We start from the raw sequence: 23308 nt of genomic DNA, 5'->3' as shown, positions 1-23308 counted from the left end.
AACCACGGAGACATCACGTGCTGACCGTCAGCAAGATAGGCCCGGGCGACGTGCCCCCGGACGCCGAGCAGGTCATGATCCCGATGCGGGACGGAGTCCGGCTGGCCGCCGACGTCTACCTCGCCGGCGCGGCGGATCCGGCCGGGGCGCGACCGAACGCCGTCGTGCTGGTCCGCCTGCCGTACGACAAGAACGGCGTCTACTGCTTCATGCCCGTCATCAGCCGCTACTTCCTGGCCAGGGGCTACCACGTCGTGGTCCAGGACGTCCGGGGCAAGTACCGGTCGGAGGGGGCGACCGAGTTCGGCCTCCACGAGGCCGACGACGGCTGTGACACGATCCAGTGGATCACCGGGCAGCCGTGGTGCGACGGCGACGTCGTCATGTGGGGGGACTCCTACTACGGCTACACGACCATCGCCGCGGCCATCGGCGGCCACCCCGCGCTGAAGGCCGTCGCACCACGCGTCACGGGGTCCCAGCTCTCGATGACACTGGAGTACGGCGACGGCACGCGGGACGTCGAGCAGACGGCCCGCAAGTTCTACTTCGCCTCCCACTACGTGGACGCCGACCGCTACGAATGGGCGCCCGACTGGAGCCGCCGGCCGCTGCGGGCGGCGTTCGAGGAGTTCTTCGAGCAGCTCGGGAAGCGCTCGCCCAACTTCGACGCCGAGTTCACCGGCGAGTCCCGGTTCGTCCCGCCCCCGGTGAAGGCGCTGCTGGAGAGCCGTCCCGTCCCGGTCCTGTACACGATCGGCTGGTTCGACAACTGCGCCGTCTGGTCCTGGCACGACGTCCGCGCTCTGTCGCGGGAGCCGGAGTGGGCCGAGCGCCTCTACCTCCGCCTGGAGGCCATCGACCACGAGAACTACTGGCTGGGCCACGCCCCCGTCGCCCCGCGCGACGACCACGCCTCCGCCCCCGCCGCGCTGGAGCGCATGCTGCCCCGGTACCTCGACCCCGCGATCGAGTTCTTCGACGCCGTCCTCGGCCGCTCCGGCGACCTGGCGGCGCTGCCCCGCGTGCGCTACGAGGTCTGCCACGGCGGGTGGGGCGAGAGCGACGCCTGGCCGCCCCCGCAGGCGTCCGGCCTGGAGTACTACCTGTCCGCGGACCCCGTCCCGGCCCTGACCGCCGAGGCGCCGCCGCAGGAGAGCCCGCTGCGGTGGACCCACGACCCGTCCGACCCGGTCCCCTCGGCCGGGGCGAACCCCTTCGCCTCTCTGTTCGACCGCTCGGACCTGAGCTCCATCGGGCGGCGCGAGGACGTGCTCCGCTTCACCGGCCCCGCCGTCGGCGAGGACACCGACCTGCTCGGCACCGTGACCCTGCTGCTGCGGCTCACGGCCCCGGCCGGCGCGCACGTCCACACGCGCCTGCTGGACGTGACGCCCGACGGCGGCGCGTTCCTCGTCGCCAAGGGCCAGATCCGGCTCGACGTGCCGCTGAGCGGGGAGGAAGCCGTCGTGGACCTGCAGAACATCGCCTACCGGCTGCGCGCCGGGCACCGCCTCGCGCTCGACATCATGGGCAGCGACTTCCCCGAGTACGTCACCGAGTGCCCCGCCGGAGCCGACCCGTGGAGCGGCCCGCCCGGCGAACCGGTCACCCGGGAGATCACGCTGGGCGGATCCCGTCCCTCCTGCCTGCGCATCGGCCGGTGGCAGCCCGAACAGCTCCGCCGGGCGCGCGAGCGCCGCGGCGGCGGCTCCTGACGCCGTCCCCGGGGATCCGTCCCCGATGACTCCCCATGTCCGCGCGTCCTCCATCCGCACGCCATCACACCCGCACGCCATCACACCCGTACGTCCCCATATCCGCACGTCCCCATATCCGCACGTCATCGAGGAGCCCACGATGTCCGACGCCCAGGCCCCGTTCGTCCCCGCCCTGACCTTCGCCTTCGAGATCCGCGCCCACCTCACCCCCACCCTGCACATCGGGCACGGAGACGGAGAGAGGACCGAGTTCACCCCGATCGTCGGCGGCACGGTCGAGGGCCCGCTGCTGCGCGGGACCGTCCTGCCGGGCGGCGGCGACTGGTCGAACACACGCGGCCGCGTCTGCGAACTGGACGCCCGCTATCTCATCCAGGCGGAGGACGGCGCGGTCATCGACATCGTCAACCGCGGCTATTACCACGAGGACGGCCAGAGTCCCGACCAGTACGACGGCGACCTCCAGGTGTCCCGGGCCGGCGTGTACTACCGCACGTCACCGACCTTCCGTACCGACGCGCCGGCGCACCGGTGGCTCGCCCGGACCGTCTTCGTCGGTCTCGCCCGCGAGGCGGCGAGGGACGTCGTCGCCATCCGGATGTACGCCCTGGCCTGATCATCCCCGTACGGCCCGGCCCCGGCCGCCTCACCGGTTCATGGCGGCGACCAGGGCCTTCCAGTCGGCGGAGCGGGACATGGCGCGGGAGCCGACCGTCTTGCGCTTGCCGTTCGCCAGGCGGATGACCAGGCGGCCGCCCTCCAGCGTCAGCGGCTGCCGGTCGTCCACGACGAAGTCGCGCTTGGCGGGGCCGATCATGGCGTACGTCGTGGCACCGCCGGGATAGACGGAGAAGTACGTCCTGCGGAGCAGGACGACGCCGACGACCAGGCAGAACACCGAGAAGATGACGAAGACGGAGAAGCTTCCGAGGAGGAGCAGCCAGATCTGGAGAATCGCCCCCACGCAACCCAGGACGATGAAAACCCATCCGACAACGGGGTTGTACCTGACATCCATGGACATGGTTACGAAGCCTGCCAGATGCGCTCAGGCCGCCGTCAACCCTCGGTCTGTGTCTCTCCCGCACGGCGGATCGCCGGCCGGAACCCGCAGGGACACGAACGATCCGGAATTCCGGAAAGGTCCTGAACCGAAGAGCCGGCCCCGGACGTCCAACGGACGTGAGATATCTTCGCCTGCCCGTCCGGTGCGCCTCGTCTGGGGCGGGGCGGGCGGACCGGTGACGGACGGCGTCTCACCGGCGGTCCCGGTGCCCGATATCGAGAGCATCACAGAAGAGTGGCCCGCCGCCGGGGACGTCGACGGCGACGGCGAGGACGATCTGGTGTTCCGGAACGGCCGCCGGGTCGAGCTGCTCACCGAGGGCCCGTCCGCCAAGCGGGAACTCGGCCCGTTCTCCTGCCCCGCCGACGGCTTCACGCACTACGCGGAGCCGGTGCGGGCAGGCGACTACGACCGGGACGGGCGCGACGAGGTGCTGATCAGCTGCTGGTCGCATCACGGGGAGCCGGACCCGCGCCGCTGGTGGATGTGGGACGCGAACGGCCCCATGATCGACCTCGACACGAGCGGGTTCGTCTCCTGACCCCGCGGCGCGGTCGCTCAGGGGAGCGGACGGCGGCGCAGCCAGTCCCAGAAGCCGCGGCGCGGTCGCCGGGCGAGGATGTTTCCGCTCTTCACCGAGCCCGACACGGTGATCCGCAACTTGATCGGCGTTCCGGGTTCGAGCTGCACGCGCTGTCGGACGGAGCCGCTGCGGACCGTGACGCTGTCGACGTCCACCGCCACGCCGGGCGGCACGATCAGCAGCACCTGGCCGCTGCCGACCGAGACCGAGAGGTCCAGATCGCGCTGCGTGATGACGGCCTGGGTGAAGTCGATGACCGCGGACCCGCTGCTGATCTCCACTTCCATGCGGCGCGGTACCGTCCACACCCCGTCCCGCCGGATCTGGCCGCTGCCGGTCTTCAGCTGGATGAGCTCCTTGGGAGCCGCGGCGGGGGCCGCGAGCGCGGGCGGCAGGTCCCGCAGGAGCGCTTCGAGCTCGCCGTACGTGCGTGCGGCCAATGCCACCTCCAGCCGCTCACCGAGTTCGTCCATCGTGAGGCGGCCGTCGCCCGCGGCGACCCTGAGCTGTTCCACGACCTCGTCGCGTTCTTCATGGGAGACACGTAGGTCACGGCGCTCCGGCACCAGATCACCCGACATATCGCGAAGTATAGTGCTCCCGGGTGAAAATTTGCGATCTTGAAGGCCGGGACGGGCCGGGAACCGCGGCACCCGGTGGTGGGGCGGGTGCCGCGGGCGTGCAGCACCGTGGCCGCCGCCCGCCGTCCCGCAGGGTCCCGGCCCGGTGCGGATCCGCCATGGGAGCGGAGCCGGCCGGCCGGAGTGAAAGTTTCACCGCCGGTTGACGGATATGGGGAGACCGCCCATGATCATGGTGCCTCCGGGTCAGGGGGGGCGTCGAGTGAATGCCGCTGTCCACTGCGAGGTGCGCCGATGCCGCGATCCCTGTCACGATCCCTGTCACGGGCCACGTCCGCCGTCCTGCTGACGCTGGCCGTCCTGCACGTCCCCCCAGCCCACGCCGATGACCCCGCCCCGGTCACGGTGACCGTCAACGCCCGCGCCGCGCTCGCCACCGTCCCCGAGACCGGCATCGGCACCAACCACGCGATCTGGGACGCCAACCTGGGCACCGACGCGACCGCCGATCTGCTCAAGGACGCGGGCATGAAGCTGCTGCGCTATCCCGGCGGCTCGTACTCCGACATCTACCACTGGGCCGACCACACCGCTCCCGGCGGCTACGTCGCCCCCGACACCGACTTCGACACCTTCATGCGCGGCGTACGGCGCACCGGGGCGCAGCCGATGGTGACCGCCAACTACGGCACCGGCACGGCCGAGGAGGCGGCGGCCTGGGTACGCCACGCCAACGTCACCAAGGGCTACGGCGTCAAGTACTGGGAGATCGGCAACGAGAACTACGGCAACGGCCACTACGGCACCGCCTGGGAGGCGGACGACCACGCCGACAAGAGCCCGGCCGAGTACGCGCGCCACGTCGTGGCCTACTCCGACGCGATGAAGGCCGTCGACCCGACCATCAAGATCGGCGCGGTGCTGACCACCCCGGCCGAATGGCCCGACGCGCTGGTCGCCGAGGGCGACGCCGGAACGTGGAACGAGGTCGTCCTGTCCACCGCCGGAAAGAAGATCGACTTCGTGATCCTGCACTGGTATCCCGGCGCCCTGGACAAGACCGCGCGCATTCCCGACATGCTCGACCTCGTCCGCCGGCAGATCGCCGAGCACGTGGGGGCCGGCTCCGAGCGGGTCGGCATCGCGATGACCGAGTTCAACACCGGCAGCAGCAGCAACGGCACGAACACCCAGCCCGGTGCGCTGGCCGCCGCCGACGCCTACGCGACGCTGCTGGCGGGCGGGGTGTTCACCGTCGACTGGTGGAACGTCCGCAACGGCATCGGCAAGGTCACGCAGGTCGAGGGGCACACCGACTACGGCGACTTCGGCCTGTTGTCGAGCGGGACGTGCACCGCCGACGGCAGCGTCTGCGAACCGGCGCTCAACACGCCCTTCGCGCCGTACTACGCGCTCCAGATGGTGAGCAGGTTCGCCCGCCCCGGCGACCGGTTCATCCGCGCCGCGACCGACCAGGCGAAGGTCGCCGCGCACGCCGTACGGCGCTCCGACGGCGGACTCGCGGTCCTGCTGATCAACACGTCGTCCGACACGTCCTACCCCGTCGCGATCGACTACTCCGGCTTCAGCCCGGCGTCCGGGGCCCCCACCGTGCTGACCCACACCAACGGCGCCACGAGCATCACCACGTCGGCCACGGGCAGCGCGACCAGCCGGACGCTGCCGCCCCTGTCGCTGACCACGGTCATCCTGCGCCCCGCCTCCGCCCAGGCGGACCTGCCGGGCGCGCCGGGACAGCCGGCGGCCTCGGACGTGACGGACAGGACGGCCGCGATCACCTGGCCCGCCGCCTCCGCCGGCGCCCGCCCGATCGTGAAGTACGAGGTCTACCGCCAGAACGGAGCCGTCAGCGAGCAGATCGGCGAGACCGCCGGCACCTCGCTCACCGCTGCCAACCTGAAGCCGGGCACCCGCTACACGGTCAATGTGATCGCACGGGACAGCGGCGGCGGCGCCTCCGCGCCCTCCGCGCCGCTGACGTTCACGACCGGCACGCCCGCCTCCAGTTCCTGCTCGGTACGGCTGACCAAGCAGACCGACTGGGCCAGCGGCTACGTCGGCTCCATCGACGTCACCAACCACGGCGCGCCGATCAACGGCTGGACCCTGACCTTCGGCTGGCCCCGGGCCTGGCAGAGCCTGGGCAGCGGCTGGAGCGCCGTCTGGACGCAGAACGGGCGGGAGGTCAAGGTCGTCAACGAAGCCGGCAACGGCTCGCTGCCCACCGGCGGGTCGGTCACGATCGGCTTCGTCGGCAACTACAGCGGCCCGAACGTGCTGCCCGCCGTCTTCACCCTCAACGGGACGGTCTGCACGACCCGGTAGCGGCGGGCGGGGGTCTCCCGTCACCGCCCCTGAGCGGCCGGGGCCCGGTTCGTCCGGGCCCTCGGCCCGCATCGGCCGGATCGCACCGCGTGCGGCCCGCCGAGCACGGCCGGCCGCAGACGCCCGCCCCCGGGGTCAGGAGGCGTAACGCGGGTAGCCGTACCCGACGACCTGCGACTTCGGGCGGACCCGCTGCTCGACCTTGCCGTTGCCGGTGTTGCCCTCGATCGTGGTGATCGTGCCGTCGCCGTTGTCCCTCTTCACGAAGCCGACGTGGTCGATCCCGGACAGGTCGCTGCCGCCGTCCCAGTCGAAGAAGACGACCGCGCCCGGCTCGGCCTGGACGCCCCAGCGCTTGTTGGCCTTGAACCACTGGGCGTGGGTGACGGTGTAGGCGTCCCAGCCGACGGTGGGCCGCAGGCCGACCTGCTCGCCGACCCAGGAGACGAACATCTCGCACCAGGGGGCGTTGGCGTACCCGGCGACGCTGCCGCCGTCGCGGGCGATGGTCTCCTGCACCCGGGGAGAGCTCATGTACCAGGAGTGGAACTTGGTGCCGCCGCCGGCGGCGTTCTCCGTGATCCCGATCTGCTGCTCGGCCACGTTCAGCAGATCCGCGGCCGTCACCCGGGGCCGGCTCCCGGCGGAGTCCTCGGGGACGGCGTCGAGGTGGACGTAGACCACGCCGGCGGCCGCCAGGACCGCCGCTGCGGCGGCGCCCAGGACCAGGCGGTGGGTGCGGATGTCGATGCGGGTGGCGGCGGTCCGGATGGCGAAGGTCATGGAGTGAGATCCCTTGAGGGGCGGGCGGCGCCCGGCCGGTGAGGCGGTGCCCGGTCGGGGACCGGTGCCGTCTCATCGCCGGGAGGCCGTTTCACCGGCCTTTCCTCCATGAAGCCCAGCGGGCGTAGCGGCGGGGGTGCACGCGGGATGCCGTTCGGTTGCCGGTGAGGGGACGTCCGGCGGTTCCCGGTCCGACCGGTCGTGCCGGCCCGGGATCCTGCCCGGTCTCCGTACGGCCCAGCGTCTCCGTACGGCTCAGCGTCTCCGTACGGCTCAGCGCGCCCTGCGATAGCGGATCATCGGGCCGAGCAGGCCGGGCACCACCGCGAACGGAGTCATGCCGAGCCGGGCGGCGACCGCGGCCGAGGCGGTGTTCCCCTCGTCGACCTCGGCCAGCACCTCGGGCAGCCCGAGCGGGCCCAGGGCGTACTCGACCACGGCGCGGGCGGCCTCGGTGGCGTAGCCCCTGCCCTGGGCCCCGGGGTCCAGGCTGTAGACGACCTCAAGACCCAGGTCGTCCAGAGGACGCAACGCGACGGTGCCGACCGGGCCGAGCCCGTCGGTCTCCCGGATCAGCCAGAGGCCGTACCCGGCCGAGGCGAAGTCCCGGGCGCTGTCCTCGATGATCGCGGTGACCTGCGCCGGGGTCGGGACCGCCCCGTCGAACAGGAACCGCCGGACCTCCGGTTCGGTCCAGTGGGCCAGCAGCCCGGCGTGATCGTGCGCGGTGACCGGACGCAGGACCAGGCGATCCGTCGTCAGGACAGGGTTCACAGGCGTCAGGATAGCGGCCGCGCGCCGTCGTCCGCGCCCGCTTATCCCCGTTGCGATCGCCGGAAGGGTGATCGACGTCGTCTCCGCCGGGGCCCGCCGGCGGGTGAGCTCATTCGAGGCGCACGCGCAGGCGTACCTCGTCCTCGTTGGGGTGGCCCGTGAACGTGTCCAGCAGCCTCCGTTCGATCTGGTGCGGGTCCCAGACCGCGGCCCGCTCCAGTCCGACGCACTCCTCGGGTGAGGCCGGCCGCTCCCTGCCCTCCGAATCGAAGATCGTGCACTTCCTGAAGTCGGCGAGGTCCTGAACGAAGCGGACCACGGGCCCGGCCACTTCGCCTTCGAGTTCCCTGTGCCCGATGTCCGGCCATCGGTCATGGCCGGGCAGCCGGACGGCCTGGGTGAACAGAAGCGGCTTCGCGCCGATCTCGTCCAGGTCGGAGGAGGGCTCCGCCGTCCTGTGGTCGTAGAAGGCGACGTACGGGTCGGAGAGAACCCGCCCGTAGCCGAACGAACCGTCCGTCAGGGGGATTCTCACGAACGTTCCGGGGGTCGATGTCGGCCTCTTCACCATGATTGAATCCCTGACCGCCCTCTCCTGCGTCGGCGTCTCGTTCACTTCTTCTCGATTTTGTTTCCCGTGAACGGTGCGAGCTCCCCGAAGCACAGATTCGAGGCCTCATGGAAGACCTCTCCCAGGGGGTTGTCCTTGCCGACGCCGCGGAAGGCGTTCTCCGTCAGCTGCGGGCCCGGATCCGTGTCCGAATGCGCGCCGCCGCTGAATCCGCTGAGCCCGAGTTCGGTGGAGCGGTTTTTTCCATGGTAGTCGATGAGCTGCTGCTCTCTTCCCCGGATCGCCAGATATCCCATGTCCCGATAACGCTGGTCATAATTCACCGCATAACCGACCGCGAACTTGTCGAGAACGGCCGGTCCGAAGTTCGGATCGGACGGCTCGCCCCGCTCGTCGACATGATGGTTCAGGTCGCGTGCCCGGACCGCCGCCTCCGCCTGCGGCCGCCAGGGACGGGTGAGGTCGATCACGGCGCTGGTCCGGCCCGAATAGGAGGTCTTGGTGAGGGAGTTGTACTTGGTGTACGTCACGTACACCCGTCCGGCTATCGGCTGTCTCTGCTCCTTCCTGTCCGAGATCGGCTCCGTCATCGGCTCCGGTATGGGGAAGGGCTCGTTTCTCCGCTCTTGAACGCTCCTGAGTGCGGGGAACGCGGCGTCCCTCGCCGGCATCCCGTACGGATTGCCGTACGTCGCGATCGAGCCCGCTCGCTGCATGTGCCACCGGAGGGCGAGCACCATCGCGGCGGAGGCGGCGGCGTGGGCGGCCAGGAGCGCCCCGGCGCCCCCGGCGGCAAGTGAACCGCCCGCCGCCGGTGCCGCGGAGGGCCCGGCCGCCGGCACCGCCGAGGCGGTGGCGCCTGCGGTGACGACGGTGGCCGTCCGCCATGCCTGAGCCGCCCGCTGCAGCGCGGTGGCCGCGGTGAGGACCGTCTGCGGATCGAGGGCCTCGGCCGCGTGACGCCCGTCGGGATCGATCAGGGTGACCGGGTTCCCCCGCGCGTACCGGTAGAGGTTCGGCCCGTCGGCGAGCCCGGCCGGATCGGCGCTGGACCATCTCCCGAGCCAGCAGGCGTAATAGCGTGCGCCGTGCCGGCTGAGGCCCGTTTCCTCGTCCCGCTCCCTCCCCGTGTACCGGTATCGCTTCGCCGTCTCCGTCTGGCTGCGCACGGCCTGATAGGCCGAGCACCCGTAGGGCGTGTACTCCTCGTAGGAGATGATCTGCGCCCGGTCGTCGAGCTCCAGGCCGGTCGAGCCGAGGTGGTCGCCGAGCTGGTAGCGGATCAGCCGCCGCGGCGCCCGGTCGTCGCCGGCGGTGTCGCGGGTGCGCGTCTCCACCAGGGCGATGCGCCGCCCGTCGTCCGTCACGTGCAGCGTCTCGCGTTCCAGCGTGGCGGTGCCCGTACCGACGGGGCCGTCGTGCCTGCGGAAGATCTCGAAGCCGCCCAGGTAGATGCGCTCCTCGACCAGGCCCGGTGATTTCTCCCACACCTTGCGCACGCGCTCGCCCGACGCGTCGTAGACGGAGAAGACCGTGCCGCCGTTCAGGTCGGTCCGGCGCAACCGGTCCCTGCAGTCCCAGTGCATGTTCGGCCCGGGCCGCCCGCCGCCCAGGTGCGGCATGCGCACCAGATTGCCGTGGGCGTCGTGCTCGTAGGGCTCGATCCGCGGCGGGTCGGTGCGGCCGGGGCTGAGCGCGGTGCGGCTGAGGCGGTTGCCGGTCTTGCGCGGCGGGCCGGGACCGACGGGGTCGACGGGGTCACCGGGGTCGCCGCCCTCGGTCAGGCTGGGTTCGAGGTAGTCGTAGGAGCGCGTCCAGCCCGGGTGCGCCGGGTCGCCGCCGCGGTGCCGCATCCGCTGGATGTTGCCGGCCGCGTCGTACACGTAGCGCTCGACGTAGGCGCCCATGGCGTTGCCGTCGCCGGGGTGGTCCAGCCGGGTGGGGAAGGCGCCGGAACCGTCCGGCGCGGTCGGCGGTCTGTGCCCGCCGTCCGCCAGCTGTCCCAGGTGCTCGCGGCCGGTGGCCTGGACGAGCTGGTAGAGGGCGTCGTAGACGTAGTCGTTGCCCGGCTCGACGCGCCGGTTCCTGAAGTAGACGGTCTGCTGGGCGTCGTCCCGGATGCGGGTGATGTTGCCCGCGGGGTCGTAGGTGTAGCGCAGGTTCTGGACGTGGCGGCCCGGCGAGCCGGGGACGGGGGGCTGCGGGTCGTCACCGGGGAAGGCGTCCGGGGCGCGGCGCGTGAGCAGCCCGGTGAGCCGGAAGGTGAGCGGGTCGTAGGCGCAGGAGGTGACGGCGCCGTTGCGGTAGCCGATGCGCAGGCGCCGGCCTCTGGCGTCGTAGTCGACGGCGGCGACGCCGACCGGCGACGGCGTCTCGGTGCCGGGGTCGAGCAGCGTCGCGGGCTCGGCCGCGCGTTCCAGCCAGACGTCCACCCGCTCCAGCAGGCCCGCCTCGTTGAAGACCGGTTGGACGACGTTGTGTTTGACGCCGGCCGGATCGTTGTGCGGGGTGACGGACTGGACGGGGCGGTTGAGCGCGTCGTAGCGGGTGCCGGTCTCGAAGCTCTCGTCGTCGAGCCGCGGATCCAGCCGCCAGTCGGGCAGGGCCGTGTAGTCGCCGGCCAGGCGGCGGGTGCTGCGCAGCAGGTTGCCCTTGAAGTCGTAGGCCTCGGCCGGGTCGCCGCGGGCGTCGAGACGCGCGTTGGTGACGACGCCGGCGGAGTCGAAGTGACGGTAGACGCGGGTGCGCAGGTTGAGCGTCTCGGCGCCGGCCCGGCCCTCGCCGTACTCGATCCTGTCGATGAGGATGTCGCGGCCCAGCGTGCGCGGGTCGGAGTCCGCCGTGGTGCCGCGCACGGTCTGCTCGACCGGGCGGCGCAGCGCGTCGTAGGCGGTCGTGAAGGTGTGGCCGCGGCTGTCCCAGGAGCGGATGGGCTTGCCGGCCGCGTCGTTCAGCGTCCAGCGCGCGCCGGACTCCATGCTGAGCCGATGGAGGCGGTTGCCCAGCATGTCGTAGGCGTAGCGCATGACGACGCGGCCGAGCGGGTCGCCGGCCTGCTGGACGGCGTCGCGCACTTCGCGCTGGTTGCCCTCGATGTCCAGCTCGATACGGGTGGCGAGGCTGTCCTCGCTGCCGTCGAGGTCGTGGCCGGGGCAGACGACGCGGTTGCGGGTCACGGCCAGGAAGGGGCGGCCGAGCGCGTCGAAATGCGTGGTGGTGGGCGTGTCGGCGTGGGCTTCGGCGCGCAGGGCGGCGTCGCGCTCGTCCTGTCCGAGGGCCCCGCCGACGCGCTGCGCGTGCCAGGTCTGCCAGGTGGGCGGCTGCGTCGCGAAGTATTCACCGACATAACCGCTGATGTCGGGATCGGTGCGCGGGTCGCCCGTCTGGGCGTCGCGGGCGGCGCAGGTGTCGTTGACGTCGTAGGCGGTCTGCCTCCAGGCGTCGAAGACCATCTTCTCGTAGGTGTGGTCCGGGTGCAGCGTGGCGACGACGCGCTCGGCCGGGTCGTAGAACAGCACCGGACTGACGCCGGTCGCGACGCCGAACTCGAAGCGGTGCGTGGCGCTGAAGAAGGGCTCGTACTGGCGGACCGGCTTGCCCTTGTTGTTCAGGACGGTCCATCCGCTCCCGACCCAGCGCGGATCGGCGACGGGCGCCCGCGGGTCGTCGGCGTCCAGCGGCCCGGGTTCGGCCCGGGTCTTCTTCTGGACCTCCCGGCCGGAGCCGTCGGAGTAGGAGAAGTCGAGCCGGATCCTCATCCCCTGCGGCGGCAGCGGCGCGCCGAGGTGGGTCTCGCGGGCGAGCGTGGCGGCGCAGGGCGGCAGCCACCTGGCCGGGTCGTCCGGGTTGGCCCGCCGCGTGCGCCGGAAGCGGTCGAGGTCGTAGACGATGCGCGTGGTGGCGCCTTGGAGCAGTTCCGCCGCGGCGGCGCGCGGGTCGGCGGCCTCGAAGAAGCCGTCGAGCCGCGCCTGCGGGAGATCGGCGGTGAAACCGTCGAGCGTGTCGCCCTCCACCGGCGCGGGCGGCGCCTTGCCCATCACCGCCGTGCCCGCCACCATGCCGAGGGCGTCGTAGGCGATCTCGGTCCGGTTGCGGTTCGGGTCGCTGATCAGCCGCGCCTGCAGCAGGCGGTAGTCATGGGCCTCCACCGTGACGCGGTTGCCGAGCGGATCGCGGGTTCCGGCCGTCAGCAGGTCGTAGGAGTCGTAGTCGACGACGACGTCCTGACCGAAGGGGTCGCGGTGGCGCCGGGGCAGGAAGAAGTGCTCCCGGGCCCGGGCCAGCTCGGCGGCGGCGTCGTCGGCGGGGTCGGCGCTGTGGAAGGCCCGTCCCGACGGGATCCACCAGTGGCCGTCCGCGTCGCCCGCCGGGAAGCGGCCGTCCGCCTTGAGCGCCTGGCCCGGCAGGTAGCCGCCCCGGTCGCCGTTCTGGCCGCCGTTCTGGCCGCCGAGCACCGATGCCGGGTCGGGCAGCAGGGGCTCGGCGGGCTGTCCCTGACGCGGGCGCCGGAAGACCTGCGCGAGCAGGCCGGGGGTGAGGGCGAGCCGGTAGTCCTCGCCGGGCAGGGCGAGCGGCTGCAGGACGCCGAGGGGGAGCAGGCCGTCCAGGTCGTCGCGGCGGTAGAGGGTGCGCGAGCACTCGATGGGACGGCGGCGCCGGTCACCGGCCGCCGTGGCCTCGTAGGCGACCTCGGGGGCGGTGAACCGGTGACGCAGGCGGCCCGGAGCGGCCGGATCCGGTTCGACGAGGTCCGCGGACCGGTAACGGCCGGCCGGCCCGGTCGCCGGGTAGCCGGTCAGCTCGAAGACGACCGCCTCGCAGGGCAGGGGGGCGCGATGCGCGTCGGGCGACTCGACGGCGTTGCTGACGCGGTTCTCGGTGTAGGTCATCAGCGGGGTGGTCTGCTTGGCCCGGTCGGCCGGGTGCAGCCCGGTCAGACCGGGGTTGGGCACCGGCCGTACGCCCCCCGCCGCGTCGACGGCGCGGATCTGCGTACGGCGCCCGTAGCCGACGGCGGCCTCTTTCAGCACGTTGCCGTAGTCGTCGACCTCCAGCGTCAGCGTGTGCCGCAGGCGCGGATCGGCCGCGTCGCGCTCGTAGTGGTAGCTGATCGCCTCACGTGGGTGGGTGAGGAAGACCGCGTGGCGGTTGACGCCCCGGGGCTGCAGGGAGCGGACGGTGAAATCCTGCTCGGTGACGGTGTAGGGCGTGCGGGCGCGCAGGATCTGCTCCGGCGTGGCGCCGGGGCCCGCGTCGTCGGCGTAGATCTCCTGGCGCAGCATCACGCCCTTGAGCGCGCGGCAGGCCTCGCGCTCCTCCTCGGAGGTCAGCCCGGCCGGGAGCACGGTGTCCGGGAGCAGGAGGTCGCGGGCCTCGGCGTCGGTCAGGCCCGGTTCACGGAAGTACTCGCCCCGGTCGGCGGCGTTCAGCAACCCGGCGAAGTAGTCCGATACGTGGTCACGATCCCCGTGGACGCCGGTGTGGAACCAGGTCTTGGTGTGGACCGGGGGCACGTGCGACGCGGCCGCGGTGTTCTCCGCCGGGATGCCGCCGGAGAGGGTCGCGAACTCCGCGGTGAACTCCCCGGTGAACTCCTCGGTGTCCCACTGCTCGACCATGCCGAAGCCGCGGAACTCGCGCTCCTCGCCGTCGAAGTGCCCGTGGTGGTAGGCGTAGCGGACGGTGAAACGGTTGCGGCTGACGTGGTCGACGGTCTCGACGCGCTCGACCACGTGCACCGGGAACGGCAGCCGGGTGACCCAGGGCCTGCCGTCGCGTTCGTCCCGCAGGGAGAACTTCGTCGAGGGGGCGTAGTCCACGCGGGTCTCGGCGCCGAGGTTGTTGCTCGTCTTGACCAGCAGGTGGGGTTTGCGGCCGCCCATCAGGTCGACGTAGCGCATCGGCCGCCGCGCGTCGCCCGGCAGGGGCGAGGACCAGACCAGGCAGGCGGTGCCGTTGCCGAGCAGGTCGACGGGGACGACGGCGGCCAGGTCGTCGACGCGGGGGAAGGCCTTCAGCGGGTGCGGCCGGCTCCAGCCGTTGCCCGACTGGTTGAAGTACAGGTGGACGCCGTCGCGGTGCAGATAGACGATGTCGGCGGTGCCGCTGCCGTCGATGTCGGCCAGGCGGATGCGCCCGTGGTCGAACTGGTCGGGATGGTCGAACCACGGCGCGTTGTCCATCGTCACCTTGGCGCCGAAGCGGCCGTGGCCCAGATTGGGCCAGTAGCAGACGTCGCCGTTGCGGACGCGGACGATGTCGGTCAGGCCGTCCCCCGACAGGTCGGCGAGGTGGACCGACTGCGTGCCGTCGGCGAAGACGATCCGCGGGCCTTTCTCCTCGTCGAGCGCCCGCGCGACGCGCCTGGCCGGGCCGAAGCCGTCCTCGCCCAGCGAGGCGTGCCAGACGAGGGCGTCGTCCTCGGTGATGAGCACGTCGGCCCGGCCGTCGCCGTCCAGATCGACGAACTTGAGGTTCGGATCACGGAGGTCGCGGTTCAGCCGCGAGGTGAAAGGGCGGAAGGGCAGCCAGCCCTCGGCGCCGTCGTGTTCGTACAGGCCGGGGACGGGGCTCTCCACGACGACGTCGGGCCGGCCGTCGCCGGCCAGGTCCATGAACTCGGCCCCGCCGTTCAGGCTGGCGCCGGGCTTGCCGGCGACGGCCTCCAGCGGCGCGAAGCGGGCTCCGACCCCTTCGGCGCCCTCCGGGACCGGGCTCAGGTTGCGGGTGTAGAACCAGGCGCCGGCCTGCTCGGTGAGGATCCCGGGGACACCCTCGCCGTGCAGGTCGGTCCAGCGGTACGCGGTGCCGTCCAGGCCGATGGGGAGGTTCTCCAGGCTCTGCGGATCCACCTCCTCCACCACGTCCCGCACGACGGGTTCGGTGTACTCGAACTCGACGGGCGGCAGGGCGCGCCGGTCGTAGCCGCCGTCGCCGTCGCGGCGGTAACCGGTCTGGGTGACCGAGCGCAGGAAGGTGTGGACGGGGTTGCGGACGCCGGCCGGATCGAGCTCGTCGGAGTGGGCGAGGTCGGTGGAGCGCACCAGGCAGCCGCGTCCCACGCCCGCCTCGTCCGGGAAGTGGTGGAACATCAGGACGCGCCGGCAGATCCGGTAGGTCCGGATCTCGAATCCGGCGCGGTAGGAGGAGAACGGGTCCACGCGTACGGGCCAGGTGCCCGAGGCGGCGGGCGCCGGCGCCTCGGCGTCGTGCTCGCCGTAGTCGAAGACGACCTCGAAGTGCCAGGCGTCGCCCGCGTCGGGCGCCCCGGCGCCGGGGGGTTCGGGCCAGGGGGCCCGCTCGTCCAGCACCGGGAGGTACGGCGCGCGGTTGCCGTAGCGGATGCGCTTGAGATACCGCTGGGCCGAGCGGGAGGCGTCCGTGCGGTTGCGCTCGCGGGCCGGGGAGAGCCGCCTGCCCGACGCGTCCTCGAAGATCCCCGCGGAGTCCTCGGGCGCGTAGCCGTAGACGATGACGTTGCCCCTGTCGTCGTGGCTCTGGCAGATCAGCCAGCTGAAGACGCGGCCCGGGTCGGCGGGATCGGAGATGCGGCTCTCGGCGGTCCTGCCGTACCAGGTGGTGACGTTGTCCCCGGAGATCGAGCGCCAGGACACGTCGGTCGCGTCGGCGGTGTTCGTCCAGCGTTCGACGCGGGCGAAGAGCCCTTCGACGCGCGGCCGGTACCGGTCGACGCGGTAGCCTGCCCCGTTCACCGTGCGCACGGGCGAGCGCTCGCGCTCCCACTCGCCCCGCTCGTTGCGTACGAGCACGGGCACCAGGTCCTCGGCACCGGAGAGAACGAAGACGTCCGAGTCGGCGGCGTCGCGGTAGAGCGGCAGGCCCTTGTCGGTCTTGCGGGTGATCGAGGGCAGCGACAGGCTCCAGCCGAAGCCGAACGGCCCGTTGCCGGCGCCGGAGTCGTAGGCGAGGGAGAGCCGGGGGCCGAAGTCCGAACGGCCCGGGCTGGTGGCGACGGGCACCGACAACGAGCCGGTCCCGGTGACCGGATTGGCGGCGAACTTCTCGCCGATGCCGCGGATCGCCCCGCCGCCCCTGGGCACCTGGACCGACGGAGGGCGGAGGCCGGCGCCCGGCGGCTCCGCCGGGTGCTTCTCGCTGGGTTCACGCATCGAGCCACCGCCCTTGACATCCTCGACTCGATGGTCCCGGGTCCACTTGTACGCCGCCGTCAGATAGCGGACAAGGCGGCGCGCCGCCTGTCCAGGCGCCACACCGTGTGCCAGCCTGTAGTGGCCTGTTAACCCACCGTGCCCGACAGCACCGTCTCGGCAGGAGTGGTCGCGATGACACCCGATACGAGGTTTCAGGTCGTCGGGACGGTGCGCGACGAAGCGGGCTCTCCCGTCACGGCCGGTGTCGCCGTGGAGGTCGCCGACCTCCGCGTCGGCGGCGAGCACCTGGTCGGCACCGCCGGAGTCGGGCCGGACGGCACGTTCGAGCTGTCCTTCGATCCCGAGTCGGCCCGGTGCGGTCCCGGAGCGAGCCTGGATCTCGTCGTACGGGTCGTCCGGACGCCGGGAGACGCGGCGCGGGGGCGCGAGGCGACCGCCGGGCCCGCAGGCGGGGCGGCCACCCGTCCCGCACGCGAGGTGATCGCCCGTTCCGCGACCCGCTTCGACGCGGGCCCGCGGGAGGAGGTGGACGTCGTGCTCCCGGCGGGCGCCGTACCCGCCCTCGACGAGTACAGCCGCCTCGTCGCCGACATCGGCCGCGGGCTGGCGGGCGCGGGCGGGGATCCGGTACGGCCGGCCGATCTCGTCGAGGACGGTGAGCGCCGGGACGTGACCTTCGCGGCGGCCAAGAGCGGATGGCAGGCCCGGGCCGTCGCCATGGCCTCGCTCGCCGACCGGGAGGCGGACCGCACGGGTATCCCCGCCCCGCTGCACTACGCGCTCTACCGGGCCGGACTGCCCGCGGGCCCGCGGTTGTGGGCGCTCGCGCCGACCGCCGTGATCGAGACCGTCTGGGTCCGCGCCGCCGAGCAGGGGATCATCGCGCCGGAGCTGACCGCGGAGATCCCCGCGGGTCTGGAGACGGCCCGCGGCCTCGCCTGCCAGGCCGTTCTCGACCTGCCCGGCGGGGCCGGCGACGGGCGCCTGGGCGACCTGCTGCGCGACACCCTGCCCGACGAGGCCGACCGCCTCCGCTTCGCCCAGATCCACCGCGAGCACGGCGGCTCGCCCGCGGCGCTGTGGGCGAGGGTGCGCGAGGAGTTCCCCGGCAGCGCCGCCCGGCTGGAGCTCGACGGGGCGCTGGCCGCCCTGACCCGCAACAACGCCCCCCTGATCGCCGGACTCCACGCCGGTCCCGCCCCGTCGCGGGTCGGTGACCTGGCCGCGGCCGGCTACCACCACGCGAGCCGGTGGCGGCGGGACCTCACCGCCGACGTACCGGTCCCCGACGACGTCCCGGGAGAGGACGAGGACGCGCGGCGGGACGCCTACGCGGAGATCCTGGCCGAGGAACTGCGGCTGCGGCACCCCACCGCCGTGCTGGGCGCCGAGGTGGCCGAGGGGGCGATCCCGGTCGGCGGCCCGGTGGGGACCGGCCGGGCGGTCGCCGACTTCCTCGCCGAGCACCACGACCGGTTCGAACTGACCGTGCACCCCGTCGACGACTACCTCGGCGCGCGGTCGATCGAGCTTCCCCCGCCGGTGCGGGAGGAGATCGCGACCCTTCAGCGGATCGTCGCCGTCGCCCCGACGCCGCAGGCGGTGCGCGGGTTGCGCGCCCTCGGGTTCGACTCCGCCCGGGCCGTCGCCCTGTACGGGGAAGCCCCGTTCGTGGCGCGGTTCGCCGACGCCCTCGGCGGCGAGGACGCCGCCCGGGAGACCTTCCGGCGCAGCGACCAGGTCCACAGCGCCGTGCTGGCCACGGCCACCAGCCACCTGGTGGCCCGGGCCGCGCCCGAGGTGTTCGCGGTGCCGCGCGGCGGGCCCGCCGCCGCCACCGGCCCGGTGGCGGCGGCCCGGGCCGCGCACGGGGCCGCGCGCTCGGCCGGGCCACGGACGCTGCCGACCCTGGAGACGTTGTTCGGGCCGGGTGACACCGGCGCCTGTGAGCAGTGCGAGTCGGTGCTCAGCCCGGCCGCGTACCTGGTCGACCTCCTGGAGTTCCTCGGAACCGAATCGGCCACCGAGGGCGGCGGCAATGCGCTGGAGGTGCTCCTGCGGCGCCGCCCCGACCTCCAGCACACCGCCCTGAGCTGCGAGAACACCGAGATCGAGCTGCCCTACGTGGACCTGGCGAACGAGATCCTCGAACACCTCGTCGTCCACGCCTCCATCGACGGTTACCGGGGCCACGATGTGGCGCCGGGCACCGGCACGGCCGAGCTGCTGGCCTCGCCGCAGTTCGTGAACGACGCCGCCTACTCCGTCCTGCGGACCGCCTGCTACCCGCTGCTGCTCCCGTGGGACCAGCGCCTGGCCGCCCTGCGGGCCTACCTCGCCCAGGTCGGCCTGACGCTCCGGGAGGCGATGGCCGTGCTCGCTCCCGACGACGGCGGCGGCCGGTCGTGGAGCGACGTCGTGCGGGAGCGGGCGGGCGTCGGCCCGGCCGAGCGGGACGTGCTGTGCGGGCCCGCGGTGACGGCCCAGGCGCTGTACGGCGACGACCCGGCACGGGTGACGGAGGCCCAGCTCGTCGCCGGAGCGGGCAACGCCCGCCGGCTCGCCCGCCGGCTCGGGCTCAGTCCCGCGGAACTGGTGAGCCTGCTCCGGACGCGGTTCGTCAACCCCGACGCCGACCTGCTGGTCCCGATGAGCACCCTGGGCGTCGGGCTGACCGCCGTCCAGAAGCTGCACGACGGGACGATGACACCGGCGGAGTTCCGGGCGGCGCTCCGCCCCGGCCTGGACACCACGCCGTTCGGCGGGGACGTCGTCGCCTGGCTGACGGCCCGCCACGAACGGATCATGAACGTCATCGTGCTCACCGACCCCAGCGGGCGGGAACCCCCGGCGGGGGACTCGACCGGCGGTTTCGCCGCGATGGAGCTGCGACGGGCGCTGCCCGACCCGGAGCGCAACCGGATCCGGGCGGTCGACCTGCTGGCGATCGCCCGGTTCGTCCGCCTCCGGTCCCGGCTCGGCTGGAGCGTCGAGCGCACCGACGAGGTGGTCACCGCGCTCTGGCCCGCCGCGACACCGGTCACGGCGCCCGCCGACGAGGTCCGGCGCGCCCTCGACGCCGGCTTCGAGACCGTCCTGATCCGGCTCGGGCACCTGCTGGCCGCGGCGGATCTCCTCGGGCTCGACGCCGAGGACGATCTGCCGTGGTTGCTGGGCTGCTTCGCGCCGCTGGGGACGCGAGGCCCCCAGTCCCCGTACCGCAGGCTGTTCCCCGCCTCCACGCTGCTGGGGACGGATCCGGTGTTCGGTCCCGGCCCCGACGGCAACCCCCCGGCCCGGCCCGACGCCCGGCTGCTCGACCACGGCCCGGCCCTGCAGGCGGCGCTGAAACTCACCGCCGAGGAGTTCGCCGTGGTCGTACGCGCGGCGGCGGTCGGCCCGCAGACACCGCTCTCGGTCGCCTCGGTCAGCCTGCTGTTCCGCCACGGCTATCTGGCCCGCGCGCTGCGGATCGGGGTGGCCGAACTGGCCGGCGTGATCGACGCGACCGGCTGGAAGCCGTTCGAGCCGCTCGACGGGCCCGACCCGGACTTCCTGAAGCTCGTGCGCCTCGTGCAGGCGGTACGGGACTCCGGCCTCCCCGTCGCGCGTCTGGTCGCGCTGGCCCTCGGCGAGGACGGCACCCCGGACGCCGGGGACGGCACCTTGGATCCCCGGATCATGCCGGTCCTGCGCTCGGTCCGCGCCGCGCTCACCGACCGCCGTGCGCCGGCCGGGGCGTGGTGGAGCGAGTCGGCCCTGCGCACCGTCCTGACCTCGGTGTTCCCCCCGGACGTCGGCGACGCGTTCCTCGGCCTCCTCGCGGGGGCCTCGACCTACACGATCGCCTACGCCCAGGACCAGGCGGAGCTGCCGGAACCGGTGCCGGCGATCGCGCCCGGCCTGTCCTACGACGCGGCCCGGTCGCTGCTGATCCACCGCGGGGTCCTGACCCCGGAGGCCGCCGCGCGGGTGGCGGCGCTTCCCGGCCTGCCCCCGCGGCTGGCCGAGGCCGTCTCGGGCCTGGCCAACGCCGGGCAGGCCGAGTACCTGCCGCTGTTCCGCGCCCAACCGGTCCTGCAGAAGCACTGGCGCGTCTGGGCGGCCACCCCCGACGACCCCGCCGACCCGGGCGGCGAGGCCAAGCGGGCGGCCCTGGGGACGGCGCTGCTGGAGGATCTCCGCCCCCGCCTGCGGCGCAGGCGGCTGGGGGAGGTGCTCGGCGCCGCGACGGGCACGGACCCCGAGGCCGTCGCCGCCCTCGTCGAGGACCCCGTCGCCATGCCGGGCTCGGCGCCGCGGCTGCCGGCCGGCGACGACCTGGCCGCCGTGACCGCCACCGGCCTGCGCGCACGTTTCTGGGCCGGTTCCGCGGCCGGTCCCGGCGCCCCGGCCAGGACCTCGCTCGCCCCCGCGGTGGACTACGGGCCGGGCGGGACCGACCTGCGCGAGGCGTCCGGGATAGCCACGGGCCCGATCAGCGCGGTGTGGAGCGCCTTCGTCGACCCGGCGGTCTCGGGGGACTACACGCTGTCGGCCGAGGCCGACGGCTCCGCGGTCGCGCTCCGGCTCGACGGCCGGGAGGTGCCGCTGCGGCGTGAGGGCGGGGTCTGGACGGCGGATCCGGTCGGGCTCGTGGCCGGGCGGCCGGTGCGGCTCGAACTGACCGCGTCCGGGCTGGCCGCCGCGCTGAGACTGCACTGGCGGGCCGAGGGCGTCGCCCAGGTGGTGCTGCCGGGCGCCGCGTGTTGTCCCGCGGATCTCGTCGAGGCGTTCACCGGCGCCTACCGGCGGCTGCTGGCGGCCCTGGAACTGGCGGCCGCGTTCCGGCTCTCGATCCGGGAGCTGCTGTCCTTCGCGCGTGCCCCGCAGTACCGGATCGGGGACGTCGGCTGGTTGTCGGCGGTGCCCGGCACCGGCGATGCGGCCGCCTCGCGGGCGCTGGTGCGCGCCGTCGCCGCCCTGGCCCGCTATCGGCGACTGCGCGAACGCTGGGGGGTCACGGGCACCGCGATCGCCGAACTGCTCGACGGCTCCGTGCCGGGTCCGCCGTCGGAGCCGGTCGCGGCACTCGCGGGCGTCACCCCCGCGGCCGTGGACGACGCCGCGGCCCATCTGGGGATGGAGACGGCCGTGTCGGGCGGGCTCGACGGGCTGTGGCGGGTGGCCGAGGTGCTGGAGCTGTCGCGCACCGTCGTGCTGCCGGTCACGGCGCTGGCCCGGATGGTCCGGGCCGCCCCGTCGGCGCAGGACGTACGCGACCTGCGGGACGCCGTACGCGCGCGCTACGACGACGCCGCGTGGGCCGAGGCGGTGCGCCCGATCCACAACGAGCTGCGGCGCGCCGCCCGCGACGCCCTGGTCGGCCGGGTCCTGCACCAGGAGAATCCCGACCCCGACCTGTCCGTGGACGAGGTCACCGGCGGGTTCGCCTCTCCCGACCGGCTCTACGAGAAGCTGCTCGTCGACGTGCAGATGGACCCCTGCATGACGACGTCCCGCATCGCCCAGGCGATCTCGACCGTGCAGCTGTTCGTCGCGCGCTGCCTGCTCAACCTGGAGCCCGAGGTCTCACCGGAGTCGATCGACCCGCAGCGCTGGGAGGCGATGAAGCGCTACCGGATCTGGGAGGCCAACCGCAGGGTGTTCCTCTTCCCGGAGAACTGGCTCGACCCCGAGCTGCGCGACGACAAGTCGCCGTTCTTCCGGGAGGTGGAGTCCGAGCTGCTCCAGTCCGACATCACCGACCAGGCGGCCGCCGTCGCGCTGGGCCACTACCTGGAGCGGCTCGACGAGGTGGCGAACCTGGAGATCGCCGGCATGCACCTGCAGGAGCGCGAGGCCGCGGGCACCGGCGTCCCCGACCCGCTGGTGCACGTCATCGGACGCACGTCCGGGGCCAGGCGCGGCTACTACCACCGGACGCTGGACGGGACGTGGAGGCCCTGGGAGCGGGTCAACGTCGACATCCCGGACGACCCGGTGCTGCCCGTCATCTGGAAGGGCCGGTTCCTGCTGTTCTGGCTGTCGGTCTCCAAGCAGCCCGACCACCGGCAACCGGGCCCGTTCGCCGCGACGGCCTCGCCGGACGCCCGGTTGGGCGATCTGGCCGTACGGGATCTGTCCCTGCGCGCGACGGCCACCCTGACTGTGAGCCTGTTCTGGAGCGAGTACTACAACGGCCGGTGGCAGTCGCCGCGCACCTCCGACCCCGACCGCCCGATCGATCTGGGCGCCGAGTTCAGCGTGGTCGGCGACCCGCTCTCGCTCCGCCTGGCCTCGGACATCGAGAAAGACGAGACCGGCGTCCGCGACAGCCTCGGCGTCATCGTGCTCAATCCCAGCGCGGGCGGCACCGGCAACTCCCACTTCCGGCTCTACACCACCCACAGCCTGCCGGTCCGCAAGCAGGACGACACCGGCGGCTCGCCGGGCTTCCTCGCGGACCGGCAGTTCTCCAGCATGGGCCCGTTCGTCGTCAGCTACCGCGACGACCCGTTCCACGAGCTGACGGTGCTGCGCGCCAGCCGGTCGCCCTACCGGGGGATGGGGCCGATGCACCGCCTGAAGGACGCGCGCCGGGCGCCGTTCTTCTTCCAGGACAGCAGGCACGTCTTCTACGTCCACCCCGACCCGGCCGGCCCGTCGCGGCTGCAGCCGTTCGGCCGCTTCCCCGGACCGCTGGCCGCGCCGGCGGCCTTCCCCGGCCTGGACACGATCATCATCCCCAGCTGAGCGCGGAGAGGACCCG

11 protein-coding genes are annotated in these 23308 nt (G+C 73.1%); 5 read left to right on the top strand and 6 right to left on the bottom strand.

The window, feature by feature from the left end; translation table 11 throughout:
• The first annotated feature begins 17 nt into the window (after positions 1-17).
• Complete coding sequence (locus tag IEZ08_RS16440; RefSeq protein WP_189242423.1) at positions 18-1718, top strand: CocE/NonD family hydrolase; 1701 nt, start codon at positions 18-20, stop codon at positions 1716-1718.
• 142 nt (positions 1719-1860) lie between these two features.
• Positions 1861-2337: a DUF3237 domain-containing protein gene (locus IEZ08_RS16435; protein WP_068923238.1), complete on the top strand. Its 477-nt coding sequence runs from the start codon at positions 1861-1863 to the stop codon at positions 2335-2337.
• 30 nt (positions 2338-2367) lie between these two features.
• On the opposite strand, the gene IEZ08_RS16430 is transcribed toward IEZ08_RS16435, so the two are convergent.
• On the bottom strand, positions 2368-2685 hold the full coding sequence (locus IEZ08_RS16430; protein WP_176728475.1) for a hypothetical protein: 318 nt from the start codon (positions 2683-2685) through the stop codon (positions 2368-2370).
• 244 nt (positions 2686-2929) lie between these two features.
• Here IEZ08_RS16430 and IEZ08_RS16425 point away from each other — a divergent pair, with 244 nt between their 5' ends.
• Entirely contained in the window at positions 2930-3328 is a 399-nt protein-coding gene (locus IEZ08_RS16425; protein WP_068923240.1) for an FG-GAP-like repeat-containing protein, read from the top strand.
• Positions 3329-3345: 17 nt separating this feature from the next.
• On the opposite strand, the gene IEZ08_RS16420 is transcribed toward IEZ08_RS16425, so the two are convergent.
• Complete coding sequence (locus IEZ08_RS16420; protein ID WP_068923241.1) at positions 3346-3951, bottom strand: DUF1707 SHOCT-like domain-containing protein; 606 nt, start codon at positions 3949-3951, stop codon at positions 3346-3348.
• 294 nt (positions 3952-4245) lie between these two features.
• Between IEZ08_RS16420 and IEZ08_RS16415 the strand changes: the two genes are divergently transcribed.
• Positions 4246-6297 carry a cellulose binding domain-containing protein gene (locus IEZ08_RS16415; RefSeq protein ID WP_176728476.1) on the top strand — a complete coding sequence of 684 codons (2052 nt, stop codon included), beginning with the start codon at positions 4246-4248 and terminating at the stop codon, positions 6295-6297.
• Positions 6298-6432: 135 nt separating this feature from the next.
• Here IEZ08_RS16415 and IEZ08_RS16410 read toward each other — a convergent pair whose 3' ends face one another.
• From IEZ08_RS16410 to IEZ08_RS16395, 4 genes are all read right to left on the bottom strand, one after another.
• Entirely contained in the window at positions 6433-7080 is a 648-nt protein-coding gene (locus IEZ08_RS16410; RefSeq protein WP_189242422.1) for a CHAP domain-containing protein, read from the bottom strand.
• A 273-nt stretch (positions 7081-7353) separates the two neighbouring features.
• Positions 7354-7854, bottom strand: a complete 501-nt coding sequence (locus IEZ08_RS16405; protein ID WP_068923243.1) for a GNAT family N-acetyltransferase — start codon at positions 7852-7854, stop codon at positions 7354-7356.
• Between the two features lie 109 nt (positions 7855-7963).
• The gene (locus tag IEZ08_RS16400; RefSeq protein WP_203863411.1) at positions 7964-8389 is read right to left on the bottom strand and encodes an immunity 26/phosphotriesterase HocA family protein; all 426 of its coding nucleotides are present in this window, start codon (positions 8387-8389) and stop codon (positions 7964-7966) included.
• 77 nt (positions 8390-8466) lie between these two features.
• Positions 8467-16554 carry a SpvB/TcaC N-terminal domain-containing protein gene (locus tag IEZ08_RS16395; RefSeq protein WP_189242420.1) on the bottom strand — a complete coding sequence of 2696 codons (8088 nt, stop codon included), beginning with the start codon at positions 16552-16554 and terminating at the stop codon, positions 8467-8469.
• Between the two features lie 174 nt (positions 16555-16728).
• Between IEZ08_RS16395 and IEZ08_RS16390 the strand changes: the two genes are divergently transcribed.
• Complete coding sequence (locus tag IEZ08_RS16390; RefSeq protein ID WP_189242419.1) at positions 16729-23292, top strand: neuraminidase-like domain-containing protein; 6564 nt, start codon at positions 16729-16731, stop codon at positions 23290-23292.
• Positions 23293-23308: the final 16 nt, after the last annotated feature.

The organism is Planobispora rosea, assembly GCF_014648175.1.
GTDB classification, from domain to species: Bacteria; Actinomycetota; Actinomycetes; order Streptosporangiales; family Streptosporangiaceae; genus Planobispora; species Planobispora rosea.
Note: the sequence above shows the minus strand (reverse complement) of the source record. Positions and strands in the feature narration are given on the sequence as shown.